The organism is Anabaena sp. CA = ATCC 33047, from assembly GCF_963870205.1.
GTDB lineage: Bacteria > Cyanobacteriota > Cyanobacteriia > Cyanobacteriales > Nostocaceae > Trichormus.
In genome coordinates, this window is the sequence record NZ_CAWMSA010000005.1 from 28,073 (window position 1) to 40,556 (window position 12,484).

A 12,484-nucleotide genomic window follows, 5' to 3' on the forward strand; every position below is an offset into this window, starting at 1 on the left:
CGATGAAGTAGCGGTTGAAATAGGCGTAAATACATAAGGCTGGTAGGGTGAATACCATAGAAGCAGCCATGATGTAATTCCAATAGCTGATGTATTGACCTTTGAAGCTGTTCAAACCTAAAGGCAGGGTAAACATTTCTGGGTCAAATAATATTACTATAGGAAGTAAAAAATTATTCCAACTACCCATAAACACAAATACTGCTTGTGCTGCAAGGGCGGGTTTAGCTAAAGGTAAAATAATATACCTAAAAATGCCAAAGGTATTTAATCCGTCTAGTTGGGCTGCTTCTTCTAATTCTTGGGGAAAGTTGACGAAAAACTGCCGCATCATAAATATAAATGTGGCATTTACCATACTAGGTATAATCATTCCCTGATAAGAATTCAGCCAACCAATTGCTTTTAAAATTAAAAATGTGGGTATCAGTGTGATTTGTGCTGGTACTGCTAAGACTGCCAAAATTAACAAAAACCAGAAATTTCTCCCGAAAAAGCGCAGTCTAGCTAAGGCGTAACCCGCCATCGAATTAAACAGCAAGTTGAAACCTGTGACGCTGACAGCAATGAAGATACTATTGAATAACCAGCGTAAAAATAGGGGTTCTTGTAAGAAGATTTGCTTGTAGTTATCAAGGGTAAAATGTTTCGGTAAAAAATTAGGCTCACCACTGATAATTTCTGAGAGGGGCTTAAATGATGCCGACAACGCCCAAATAAAGGGAATTAAGGTGATGATGGCATATACAGTTAAGACTATGTATAAAAGCAATTTTAGCCAGGAAAATCTAGAGAGAATTTTCACGCTTTTTCACCTCCAAACAATCGCCTTTGTAGTAGCGTAACGGCAATAATTATCACAGCTAATACAAAGGCGATCGCCGCAGCATATCCCATCTGTAAATAGCGAAATACATTTTGATAAATCAGCAACACTACCGTGAGTGTGGCATTATTAGGGCCACCAGTACCACCAGAAAAAATATAAGACTGATCAAATAATTGAAAAGTGCCAATTATGCCTATGACGACAACAAAGAATGTTACAGGTTGCAAAATGGGAATCGTAATATAAATAAATTTTTGCCACCAATTAGCACCATCAATTTCTGCGGCTTCATAAATTTTTTGCGGAATATCTTGCAAAGCTGCTAAATATATCACCATATAAAACGGTGCAGTTGACCAAATATTCATAATCATAATACCTTTGAGGGCAACGGCTGGATCACCTAACCAGTTATAGGTAGGTAAACCCAGAAAAGCCAAAAAATCATTGAGTAAACCATCAGTGTTATAAATCCACATAAAGATAAGGGTTAACACCGCCGAAGAAGTCACTGTTGGTAAAAAATAAAGAATACGCCACCAATTTCTCGCACGAATTCCTGAATTTAAACTTACTGCTAAAAGTAAAGCCAAAATCGTTTGACTGGGTACAACAATGGCGACGTATTCGGCTGTATTTTTCAGTGCAATTCCCACCTGTGCATCATTAACTAATCGGTTAAAGTTATGCAAACCAATAAACTCGTAACTAATACCGCCTAAAAGTTGCACTTTATGTAGCGAAAGAAAAACAGCGTAGAGAATCGGCAGCAAGACAAAAGTACCTAAAACCAGAATGGCGGGCATCATGAACATATACCCCACCAGACTATCTGTAATGTTCCACCTGGGTTCTCTTCTGTGTCTGCGCTGAATCAACACAAATATACCTCCACTTCATCTGCTATCAACCTGATTGTAGCGATGCGTGGTGAGTAAATTGTGCGGAAATTCTGTTAGTAAAGTATTACTCTCAATTGACTCACAGCTATGAATATCAACAATCGAATAAATTTTAATTCCTTGCTAAAGTATGAATGTGTTTCATATTATGCCCTTTCTTTAGATAGAGGTGAAACTAAATCAGCTAGGTTAAGTTTTACTCATTAGAACTGGTTCACACTCAAAGTAATAATAGCTCCTAAAGATATATTTTAGGAGCTTTATTTAATGTTTGATTTCTCAAAAAAACTCAGTAAACTTCTGTTACCTGTTCTCTATTCCCTTTTTAATAATAAAATCGGATTCCTATATGTGAAAAATATGATGGCAAGCGATTTGTTACTGAATTATTAATTAACTTAAAGGAGTAGCATCTATGCAACTCAAACCAATCAATCAGCAAGTTGTTTCTGTGGTTGGGGCTTCTAGTGGTATTGGTCGTCAAGCCGCTTTACAATTTGCTCAACGGGGTGCCAAGGTAGTTGTCTCGGCTCGTAGCCAATCGGGATTAGAATCTTTAGTGGAGGAAATCCGAGGCTTTGGGGGTGAAGCGAGTTATATAGTTGCCAAGGTGGAGGTATTTGAAGAAGTCCAGGCGATCGCAAATCAAACTGTAGAACTTTACGGTAGACTCGACACCTGGGTACACGTTCCGGCTATAGGTTTATTTGCCACCTTTGATCAAACTACCCCAGAAGAATTTAAACACGTGATTGATGTGGATTTGATGGGACAGGTATATGGGGCAATGGCAGCACTTCCCCATCTCAAACGTGAGGGCAGGGGGGCATTGATTCATATTTCTTCAATGGAAGGTAGGCGATCGCTACCCTATCAAAGTGCCTATTCTGCCGCTAAACACGGGGTTGAGGGCTTTGTGGAAGCCATGCGTTTAGAATTGCAACATGAAAATTGGCCTATCAGTGTCACCAGTATCAAACCTGCCGTAATCAATACTCCATTCTGGAATAATGGTTTAACAAAGTTAGGTGTCAAACCTGTCGGGATACCCCCTTATTATGATCCTCGGTTGGTAGCTGATGCCATTTTGTATACAGCCGAACATCCAACCCGTGACTTTTTAGTTGGGGATGCGGCTAAAGTATTAGATGTGTTGCAGAGGCTGTCACCAGGGTTAGTAGATTCATTTTTATTACGTGTTGCCTTCTCGATGCAACGCAGTTCTGAACCCAAATCAGCCGATGCACCAAATAATTTTGATCAGCCGGTTGCAGAAGAAGACAGAATAGACGGTGATTTTAGCAACCGAGTTATACCCAGTATTACTGATGTGTTAGATAAAAATCCCTTGCTGCAATGGGGGGCGATCGCTACCGGGGCTATCTTTGTATTACTGGCAGTTCAAACATTCAAACAAAAAGGTAGTATCTAAAAAATATTTATTTCCAGACTTAATACTGTCTTTTGATAGAGTCAAATCTCCACAATTTGAGTTGAATAGTAAGTGTTGTCACCCATTTTTTTTAGAGACGCGATCAATCGTGTCTGTAAATGCTCGTGTCTGTCAATCATCCATATTTCTGACAGAAGAATTCAGCCGCAAAATAAATAGCTCATGCTGAGATTCTAGCAGCAATTAGTAAATTTTGAAATTGCATACACCAGGGAGAAAATAGAATATGCAAAACATCAGCACAGCAAAAATGACAGAACGTTACTGCGCTTTAGCCATCGGAGTTATCTATTTACTGTTGGGTTTAGCCGGATTCATTCCCGCTTTTGTTTCATTACCAGGAACAACTGCATCTTATATTCCCGCCGATGTTGCTCCTACCGCCTACGCTGCTGGATTTGGTTATATCTTTGGTTTATTTCCCACCAACTTTTTACATAACTTAGTACGTTGTGGTGTAGGATTGTGGGGCATAACATCTTACACAAGTGCTAGCAGTAGTCGAATATTCAATCGGGCTTTTGCCGTTGGTTATATAGTGCTAGCAATCATGGGATTATTACCCTTTGCCAAAACATTTTTCGGCTTAATGCCCTTGTTTGGTAATAACGTTTTGATCAATGCCTTATCAGCGATCGCTGCTGGTTACTATGGGATTATCATACCAGCCAAAGTAGCCGGTGTGAATGTCTCACAAAACATTTAGGAAATGGGGTGGGGACTCTTGACTGGGGATTGGGTAAAAGTTCTTCTCCCCGGTTCCTCCGCTTCCTCCGCTTCCTCCGCTTCCTCCGCTTCCTCCGCTTCTTCTCTATTTCAAGGCTTCAATCTGCTGATTAGCTTCATATTGCGCCCGCAACATAGCCTGTTTTAATGGCTGCTGCCCTAACAAAGCACTGATAAACTGGTTATCAAAATTATCCACAATCGGGGCTGGATGTTTACCAACTTGCCAAGGTGTAGCATAATTAACACCAGCAACTAAAGGCGACCTGAGCAACTCTTGGTCATATCCTAACTTTTCGGCTACTGATTTGCGAGTTGGTAAAGCAAACCCTGTTCCTGTCCATTTCTCCATTCCCACCTTACCTGTGAGATAAGAAATTAACTCCCAAGCTTCAGCTTTATGTTTTGACTGCTGATTCATCACGTAGGCAACAGTAAAAACCATCGTGCCTTTTTTATGATTAATAGTTGGGATTTCTGCGGTAGCAAACTCCAGTTGAGGAAAGGTTGCTTGTAGGTAGGGAATTGTCCAATTACCTTCAATTACCATTGCTACCTTACCCTGTCCAAACATTTCACTACCTGAGTTTGTCCCCACATCGGATTTTTGGGCGGAGGAACGATCTAGGCGATATTGGTCTATCACTAACTGTAAACCCTGTAAAGCTTGCTGGCTAGCAAATGCCGCATCACCGTTTGAGTCAACGACTTGTCCACCAAAGGCTTTAATTTTGTAAGCTTGACGGGCTAATTCTGGCATCTCTCCAAAGCCATATTTGTTGAGTTTACCTGTTAATTGTTTTGAATAAGCGCGTAGTTCTTCCCAAGTAGTTGGCGGAGTGTTTAACCCAGTCGCCGCAAAGGCTTGTTTGTTATAGAATAACGCCAAGGTGGAATAGTCTTTGGGTAGACCGTAGATATGATTTTGATACTGAAAGCTGTTTAATAAGGTGGGTTCAAAGTCTGCTAGGTCAAAAGCTGGGGTAATGTAATTATCTAGAGGTGCTAAGACATTCTGACTCATCAAGAAAGGAGCTTCTAGCGCGTCTAGATAAAATACATCTGGCGCGGCTTCTCCAACCAAGCGAGTTTTGATCACATCCATGTATTGATCAGAAATTACCTCATATTTCACCTTGATGTGGGGATGTTGTGCCTCAAAGTCTTGCAGAACTTGTTTTAATAATTTTTGCTCTACTGGTGAACCTCCCCATCCACTGAGTTTCACGGTGATGTGACTGGGTGGAGAGGTTGGGAATTGTAGACTATGGAAACCAATAATCAAAATAGCGATCGCGATCGCTATTCCCCAAAAATACCAAACTCTTCTTTTCATCACAATCACAATCCCGATATCTCTAACATAGCGGGATGTCAACCATTCAACGCTATTTTGTAACTAGGGATTGATATTTAACTCTTGTGAAGTTTTGTTGAGAAATGTAAGGTAAAATATCGAAGAATTGCCACCAAAGCTATTGAGTGTAAACTAAATAACTCAATTAATTAACTTATATTGGGGTGTTTTACCCATAAATATTATCTATGGATTCGGTTCAGGTTGAAACAGCTTCACCTCTAATTCTGGAACTTCCCCAGATTAGTCAGCCCCAAGCTATACTCACTCCTACCCCTAAATCTAGCACCCGATTTAATAAAAATGCGATTCGCACCAGTTTAAAAGCTTCAACTACCGATGCGGTGTTTGCGGCAATTTTTTCGTTGGCGACTGGGGGAATTTTGCTGAGTAATTTCTTGGTAGAGTTAGAGGCTAGCCCGGTAGTGTTTGGGATGATGTCTTCAATTCCCATGCTAGTAAATCTGGTTCAGCCTTTGGGTGCTTATTTGTCTGAACGTAGCACCAGCAGATTTTACTATTCTCTACAGACGTTTGGCATTGCTCGGCTGTTGTGGCTAATTTTATTGCTGGGGGTTGTTGGTTTTAGTTGGGGATGGGTGAATTCCCAACAATTAGTCATATTGACTTTGTTAATTGTCTTTGTGACTCACCTGTTAGGGGGGTTGGGAAGCGCATCTTGGTTAAGTTGGTTAGCCATGATAGTTCCCCGACAGTTGCGAGGGAGGTATTTTGGTGTACGCAATAGTGCGGCTAGTCTGACTAATTTGGTGTGTGTACCTGTAGCGGGGTTGTTAATTTCCCATTGGTATGGCGGTACTCTGCAAGGTTATGGTGTCGTGCTGTTGGTGAGTATCGTTTTTGGTATTCTCAGCTTGGGATGTCAGTATTTCAAGATAGATATTAATCCGCAAGTGCAGAACAATATTGTTCAGTATCCACGCGAGCAAGTGGAAAATAGCAATACAGCTAAATCTGTCACGACAACTGAGACTACAGCAGAAACCGCTACTAGCAGTCTGTGGAAAAATTCCAACTTTTTGGTGTTTCTGTTTTACTCTGCCTTGTGGATGCTAGCAGTGAATCTCAGCGCACCTTTTTTTAACTTGTATATGCTGGATACGCTGCATTTGGATGTGAGTTGGGTAACGCTTTATGCTAGTTTGCAAGCGGGAGCCAATATGCTGATGATGATGTTGTGGGGTAAGTTAGCAGATAAAATTGGCAATCGTTTAATTTTGATTTTTATTGGTGTGTTAGTAGCAGTCACACCATTTTTATGGTTAGGGATAGATACTAATAACTTGGACTTATGGCTGTGGTTGCCAATATTACATATTTTAACTGGTGGGAGTTGGGCAGCTATTGACTTATGTAACAACAATATGCAGTTAGAAATTGCCCCCATCAAAAACCAGTCACTTTATTTTGCGATCGCTTCGGCTGTGGCTGGCTTTAGTGGTGCTTTAGGCACAACTATCGGCAGCTGCATCGCCCAATTTGCTCAACATGGCGGTTTATTGGGACTATTTGCGCTTTCGGGAATGTTGCGCCTAGTGGCTTTAATGCCGTTGGTATTTGTGCAAGAGGAAAGTTAGGGACTGGAAGGGACTGGGGACTGGGTATTGGGGATTGGGTACTGGGGACTGGGAAATAATTTCTACCTTGTCTACCTTGTCTACCTTGTCTACCTTGTCTACCTCATCCCCCTCATTTCTTTACTCAGCAGCTGTGGAACTAAGACTCATTGTCTCCCACAGCACCATAGGGGGGGCGGTGGGGATGGGTTGATGTAAAGCAATGAGTTTTGCTAAGGTGTTCTTTAATTGGGTACGGGATACAATGTCATCCACAAAGCCGTGCTTGAGTAAGTCTTCCGCCGTTTGAAAATCTTCTGGTAGTTTTTCTCTCAGGGTTTGCTCAATCACACGCCGACCAGCAAAACCAATTGTGGCTTTTGGTTCTGCTAAAATAATATCGCCCAACATGGCAAAACTAGCGGTAACGCCGCCTGTGGTGGGATTGGTTAATACAGGAATGTAAAGTAATTTAGCATCACGGTGACGTTCTAAGGCGGCGGAAATTTTCGCCATCTGCATGAGAGAAAGCATACCTTCTTGCATTCTCGCGCCGCCGGAGGTGCAGACGATAACTACAGGGTAACGTCGTTGGGTGGCTTGTTCAATGAGGCGGGTAATTTTTTCGCCGACGACGGAACCCATACTACCGCCCATGAAGCGGAAATCCATCACGGCGAGAGCAACTGGTAAGCCGTTGATTTGTCCTAAACCGGTTTTAACTGCATCCAGTAACCCCAGTTTTTCTTCCATTTCCCGCAGGCGATCGCTATATGGTTTGCGATCGCGAAACTGCAAAGGATCAGTAGGCCGCAGATTTTCATCCATTGCCCTCCAAGTGTTTTGATCTATCAACTGGCGGATGCGTTCATCACTATCCACACGATTATGATGTCCACATTCCACACACACCATCTGATTGGCTAACAGGTCTTTAGTATAGGTCAAGACACCACACTTAGGACATTTATGCCACAGTCCATCAGCAATCTCACGTTCTTGACGTTCTAGATTTGTGGTTCCCGATTTACGTCTATTTGCAAACCAATCAAATAGAGACTTTAAACCGCGTGATTCTTCGTTGTTTGCCATTTTTATCTTATTCAAGTGGGTACGAGGTCGAAAACAGGTCAAGTAGTTCTGGAAAATTATTTATCTTAGTCCTCAGTCATTACTGATTCACTATTGATTATCAATCCTTAACTCTTGACTCCATCGCCAAACTACGCTTATAAGCAATTCAGACCTAATTTTGCATCTTTGGTTGCCAGCTTAACGAAAATACTGATACCAATACAAGTCTCTTGTTCGTCTCATCAGGAGAAATGTATTAGCAAAATCAAAAACACTGGAATACCAACCCCAAAACAGGATGCTTTTCCCCAACCCCCAGCTTGAAGTCTTGCCCCTAAGATTGTTATTGGTGTCGCTAGTTGATGAGCAGTCAGCATCTAAGTACATTTAGTTATGCGTGCTAACAGGTACTTTTTGTTTAGAGGGTGATACTGGTTACAAGCTAATATTACCAAACTGTCAAGCGTAAATGGGGTAATCAACGTTACAGTCATCAAAAATTTAGGGTGCTAATTATGGGGATTAGGCACTCGAAGGGATGAGGTAAAGGTTCTTTTCCTCCGCTTCCTCTGCTTCTTCCTGACGCTTCTAAAAAAATAATCGCAGGTAAGCAGATAAAATCGCTTCGCCACCCAAGAGGGTGAAGAATGCGCCACTAGCTAAAAAGGGGCCAAACGGTATTTTTTGCCCCCATTTGCGTTGGGAAAGCATAATTGCGCTGATACCTACTACAGCCCCTAACGTACAGGCGATAAATCCTGCTAAAAGTAAATACTTCCAACCTAGCCAAGCACCCATCATCGCGGCTAGTTTGGCATCTCCTGCACCCATTGCTTCTTTTTGCAGGAAAATACCGAGAAGTGCGATCGCCTCAAACAACCATAAGCCTAACACAGCTCCTACTATGCCCATCATCAAATGTTTGATGACTCCGGCAACGCTAGCTTCAGTCAAATAACCCACTACCATTTGAAAGATTATCCCCAACACCAACCCCGACTTAGTAAGGGCATTGGGTAAAGTCATAGTATCTAAGTCAATCAAAGATAATGCTAATAACCAACTACAAAAAGCCCAATATCCTATAGTGAGTATCGAAACGTGAAATAAAAAGAAGATGATCACAAAAATTATCCCTGTTACCGCCTCTACCACTGGGTAACGCAGAGAAATCTTACTTTTACAATAACGACATCGCCCTTTTAACCATAGCCAGCCCAATACAGGCACATTATCATAAGCTTTTAGCTGGTTTAAACAATGGGGACAACGGGAAGGCGGCCAAAGAATTGATAATTTTGCAGGTAATCGATAAACTACAACATTGATAAAGCTGCCAATAGATGCACCCAAGGCGAAGACAATCATACTCGCCAGGGCTACTAACAAATTATCCATATATTTATTTGTCACAAGTCCTGAGTCATTTTTCGTCTATATTGCCCACTTTTTCTAGAGTAAGTTCACTTTTACTCGCAACTAACGACTAATGACTGATGACTAATAACTAATAACTAATACATATGAGATTCAATTTGGCTCAACGGCACAAAACACTCTTGAGGTAAGAGAACTGGTTGGTTAGTAAAAATCACCTTACCCCGGAGATTCACCCGATTGATTGCCACTCCTGACGGCTGGCCTGCTATTTCTGGGTGTACTTCGCAGTGGGTGTAGTAAATTTGCCCCGCAGCTCTGATGATAGCAGGATCAATCAAAGGCGATTGATTTCTGGGAGCAGTAAAATTAGCTTTTACCTGTTCTTGTCTTAAAGCGTACACTATATTTCTGCGTAGTTGCTATATTTGCTTCTAGTTTAGCTGAAACTGTTAGTAAAGGTTGCCAATTTGGCGCATTGTATTAAAAAATTCTCGAACCATTGTAGGAACTGGGGATGAGGGAGATGAGGAGGATGAGGGAGATGAGGGAGATGTAGCTTGCTTCTCTTACGAGACGCTACCGCGAACCCGCAGGGTGGGAGATGAGGGAGAAATTATTTCCCAGTCCCCAATACCCAGTCCCCAGTCCCCAGTCCCCAATGACTAATAACTAATGACTAATGACTAATGACTTTAATTAATGATTCACCCATAGCCCGACAACCTACGAGATTCATGCCTTCAGACATGATATCGCCGGTGCGATCGCCCTGTTCTAAAACTTGTAACACGGCTTTTTCAATTTTGTCTGCGGCTTGGGGTTGATCTAAGGCGTAGCGTAACATCATCGCCGCACTTAAAACTTGGGCTAGGGGGTTAGCTTTATCTTGTCCTGCAATATCTGGTGCAGAACCGTGGACTGGTTCAAACACTCCAGGGCCAGAAGCACCCAGACTAGCAGAGGGTAACATCCCTATACTACCTGTGAGCATAGCGGCAGCATCAGAAAGGATATCACCAAATAAGTTCCCGGTGACGATAGTATCAAACTGTTTGGGAGCGCGTACTAACTGCATCGCCGCATTATCGACGTAAAGATGGGTGAGTTCAACATCTGGGTATTCTTGAGACAATTTGATCATGCGATCGCGCCACAGTTGTGATACTTCTAATACATTGGCTTTATCGACTGAGCAAAGTTTCCCCCGACGTTTCCGTGCAGTTTCAAATGCTACCCGCCCAATCCGATCAATTTCGGTTTCTGTGTAAACCATTGTATTTACACCACGTTTCTCACCTGTCTCGGTAGTAAAAATCCCCTTGGGTTTACCGAAGTAAATTCCTCCGGTGAGTTCGCGCACCACCATAATATCTACGCCTTCCACTACTTCCTTTTTCAAGGTGGAAGCATCAATTAATTGTGGTAAAATCTGGGCTGGACGTAAGTTAGCAAATAGTTCCAAACCTGCACGCAATCCTAATAAACCCGCTTCTGGACGTTGATGAGATGGTAGGGAATCCCATTTATAACCACCAATAGCGGCGAGTAAGACAGCATCACTGTTACGGCAAGTTTCTAGGGTAGCAGCTGGCAAAGGTTCACCTGTCGCGTCAATGGCTGCACCACCAATTAAGGCTTCTTGAAAATCGAACTGAATATCAAATTGCTTACCTACGACTTTTAGCACTTCTACCGCCACCGCCATAATTTCGGGGCCAATACCATCGCCAGGGAGTAGGGTTATACGGTAGTTCTGAGTCATAGTTAGTTTTTATGCGGTAAATGTTTGTAGATTACATATCATACCTAGCAAGATGTACAATTTTAATTTTTAAACGCTCCAGGGGCGCGGAGGTAGGCTAGGTGCAACAGTTGAACTATGAGAGTCAAAAATTTCTTCTCTCATACTCTTACTCTCTGCGTCTCTGCGTCTCTGCGTGATATAAATTCATACTTTCACTCAGCAACGCCCGAAAATTAGCTAAGAATAAATCTCAATATCTTGCCAAAGACCTAAATTACAAAACCTATCTTTAGAAAGAGGTGGGTTTATATACGGATTTACACCATTATGACAAGTACCAAAGAATAGACTGTGAGTTTTGTTTGGATTTTATTCTTTTGTCTTGTCTGTAAATGTAAACCTAGAGAAAATTTTTATGGATTTAACTGCTTTTTGGCCAATTACTCTGACTCTTTTAACTCAATTTGTACTCAGGCTACTGGGTGCGATCGCTATCTGGCTAATTGCTCAAAGATTGATTGATTTTGGTTTGAAATTACTGCGGCGAACTTTCCGCAACCAACAGGTTGAACCAACATTAATCAACTATTTAATGAATATCCTTTCTGTGACGCTGAGAATTATTTTGATTGTCGCAATTCTCGGCTTTTTTGGGGTTGAAACTACTTCTTTTGCTGCTTTGTTAGCTGCGCTTGGTATCGCCATCGGTGCAGCCTGGAGTGGTTTATTAGCTAATTTTGCTGCTGGTGCTTTTTTAATGATTTTTCGTCCCTTTAAAACGGGTGATTTGATATCAGCCGCAGGTGTCACCGGAAAAGTTGCAGAAATTGGACTGTTTACCACAACTATCAATACACTCGATAATGTGATGACGATTGTGGCTAATAACAAAATATTTTCTGACAATATTGAGAATTTTTCTGCTAATCCTTACCGTCGGGTTGATTTGACTGCACAATTACATCATGATGTCAATCATAACGAAGCAATTAGACTTTTAAAGCAGCGAATTAGCCAAATTCCCAATGTGTTGAATAATCCTGCACCTGATGTAGAAATTCTCAGTTTTAACCTAGCAGGGCCAGTATTAGCTGTGCGTCCCTATTGTCATAATGAAAATTACTGGCAAGTTTATTTTGACACGAATAAAGTCATCCGCGAAACTTTTGGGGAGGCTGGTTATCCAATTCCAGAACAACGCTACGCATTTAGTAATATCCCTTCTGGAGATGGTAGTAAGCCTTTTATCCCCTCTGCATCTCTCAAAAGTTCGTAAAGCAGTCGGTATTTTCCAAATTAATTATGATATGGGTTTAGACTTTTATCAATGATTAATTTGATGAGAAATATATCTATCTCTAGGGGTTTAGCATTGCTAAACCCCTACAAAACTGTTTTGACATTAACCACATTTGGTGTTTCCTGTCAATGGTTAAGTCCTA

The 12,484-nt window shown here is 41.6% G+C and carries 12 protein-coding genes; 5 read left to right on the top strand and 7 right to left on the bottom strand.

Going from position 1 to position 12,484, the window contains the following annotated elements; all coding sequences use genetic code 11:
* Positions 1-805, bottom strand: an 805-nt coding sequence (locus tag AACS98_RS01720; protein ID WP_157087483.1) for a carbohydrate ABC transporter permease, incomplete at its 3' end; no start/stop codon positions are given.
* The gene (locus AACS98_RS01725) at positions 802-1,644 is read right to left on the bottom strand and encodes a carbohydrate ABC transporter permease (protein WP_156481681.1); all 843 of its coding nucleotides are present in this window, start codon (positions 1,642-1,644) and stop codon (positions 802-804) included. The genes AACS98_RS01725 and AACS98_RS01720, both read right to left, overlap by 4 nt.
* A 502-nt stretch (positions 1,645-2,146) precedes the next feature.
* Between AACS98_RS01725 and AACS98_RS01730 the strand changes: the two genes are divergently transcribed.
* Together AACS98_RS01730 and AACS98_RS01735 are read left to right on the top strand one after the other, a co-directional pair.
* On the top strand, positions 2,147-3,163 hold the full coding sequence (locus AACS98_RS01730) for an SDR family oxidoreductase (RefSeq protein ID WP_066375565.1): 1,017 nt from the start codon (positions 2,147-2,149) through the stop codon (positions 3,161-3,163).
* A 247-nt stretch (positions 3,164-3,410) separates the two neighbouring features.
* Positions 3,411-3,890 carry a DUF4383 domain-containing protein gene (locus tag AACS98_RS01735; RefSeq protein WP_066375568.1) on the top strand — a complete coding sequence of 160 codons (480 nt, stop codon included), beginning with the start codon at positions 3,411-3,413 and terminating at the stop codon, positions 3,888-3,890.
* A 105-nt stretch (positions 3,891-3,995) separates the two neighbouring features.
* Here AACS98_RS01735 and AACS98_RS01740 read toward each other — a convergent pair whose 3' ends face one another.
* Positions 3,996-5,246 (bottom strand): ABC transporter substrate-binding protein, encoded by a 1,251-nt coding sequence (locus AACS98_RS01740; protein WP_066375571.1) that lies wholly within the window; start codon positions 5,244-5,246, stop codon positions 3,996-3,998.
* 209 nt (positions 5,247-5,455) lie between these two features.
* Between AACS98_RS01740 and AACS98_RS01745 the strand changes: the two genes are divergently transcribed.
* Positions 5,456-6,865, top strand: coding sequence for an MFS transporter (locus AACS98_RS01745; protein ID WP_066375574.1), 1,410 nt, complete (start codon positions 5,456-5,458; stop codon positions 6,863-6,865).
* 120 nt (positions 6,866-6,985) lie between these two features.
* Here the strand turns inward: AACS98_RS01745 and accD are convergent, their stop codons facing one another.
* From accD to AACS98_RS01760, 3 genes are all read right to left on the bottom strand, one after another.
* A complete protein-coding gene (accD, locus tag AACS98_RS01750) occupies positions 6,986-7,936 on the bottom strand; it encodes an acetyl-CoA carboxylase, carboxyltransferase subunit beta (protein ID WP_066375578.1) in 951 nt (316 codons plus the stop codon).
* A 570-nt stretch (positions 7,937-8,506) separates the two neighbouring features.
* The gene (locus tag AACS98_RS01755; RefSeq protein WP_066375582.1) at positions 8,507-9,316 is read right to left on the bottom strand and encodes a prepilin peptidase; all 810 of its coding nucleotides are present in this window, start codon (positions 9,314-9,316) and stop codon (positions 8,507-8,509) included.
* 116 nt (positions 9,317-9,432) lie between these two features.
* A complete protein-coding gene (locus AACS98_RS01760; RefSeq protein ID WP_066375585.1) occupies positions 9,433-9,699 on the bottom strand; it encodes a hypothetical protein in 267 nt (88 codons plus the stop codon).
* Positions 9,700-9,757: 58 nt separating this feature from the next.
* On the opposite strand from AACS98_RS01760, the gene AACS98_RS01765 reads away from it, so the two are divergent.
* Positions 9,758-9,964: a hypothetical protein gene (locus AACS98_RS01765; protein ID WP_156481675.1), complete on the top strand. Its 207-nt coding sequence runs from the start codon at positions 9,758-9,760 to the stop codon at positions 9,962-9,964.
* Positions 9,965-9,974: 10 nt separating this feature from the next.
* Here the strand turns inward: AACS98_RS01765 and leuB are convergent, their stop codons facing one another.
* Positions 9,975-11,060 carry a 3-isopropylmalate dehydrogenase gene (leuB, locus tag AACS98_RS01770; RefSeq protein ID WP_066375588.1) on the bottom strand — a complete coding sequence of 362 codons (1,086 nt, stop codon included), beginning with the start codon at positions 11,058-11,060 and terminating at the stop codon, positions 9,975-9,977.
* Positions 11,061-11,457: 397 nt separating this feature from the next.
* On the opposite strand from leuB, the gene AACS98_RS01775 reads away from it, so the two are divergent.
* Entirely contained in the window at positions 11,458-12,318 is an 861-nt protein-coding gene (locus AACS98_RS01775; protein ID WP_066375590.1) for a mechanosensitive ion channel family protein, read from the top strand.
* Positions 12,319-12,484: the final 166 nt, after the last annotated feature.

Coding starts and splice junctions, on each gene's coding strand:
- AACS98_RS01725 (WP_156481681.1), bottom strand. CDS start 1,644: ATGTTCATGATGCCCGCCATTCTGGTTTTAGGTACTTTTGTCTTGCTG.
- AACS98_RS01730 (WP_066375565.1), top strand. CDS start 2,147: ATGCAACTCAAACCAATCAATCAGCAAGTTGTTTCTGTGGTTGGGGCT.
- AACS98_RS01735 (WP_066375568.1), top strand. CDS start 3,411: ATGCAAAACATCAGCACAGCAAAAATGACAGAACGTTACTGCGCTTTA.
- AACS98_RS01740 (WP_066375571.1), bottom strand. CDS start 5,246: ATGAAAAGAAGAGTTTGGTATTTTTGGGGAATAGCGATCGCGATCGCT.
- AACS98_RS01745 (WP_066375574.1), top strand. CDS start 5,456: ATGGATTCGGTTCAGGTTGAAACAGCTTCACCTCTAATTCTGGAACTT.
- accD (WP_066375578.1), bottom strand. CDS start 7,936: ATGGCAAACAACGAAGAATCACGCGGTTTAAAGTCTCTATTTGATTGG.
- AACS98_RS01755 (WP_066375582.1), bottom strand. CDS start 9,316: ATGGATAATTTGTTAGTAGCCCTGGCGAGTATGATTGTCTTCGCCTTG.
- leuB (WP_066375588.1), bottom strand. CDS start 11,060: ATGACTCAGAACTACCGTATAACCCTACTCCCTGGCGATGGTATTGGC.
- AACS98_RS01775 (WP_066375590.1), top strand. CDS start 11,458: ATGGATTTAACTGCTTTTTGGCCAATTACTCTGACTCTTTTAACTCAA.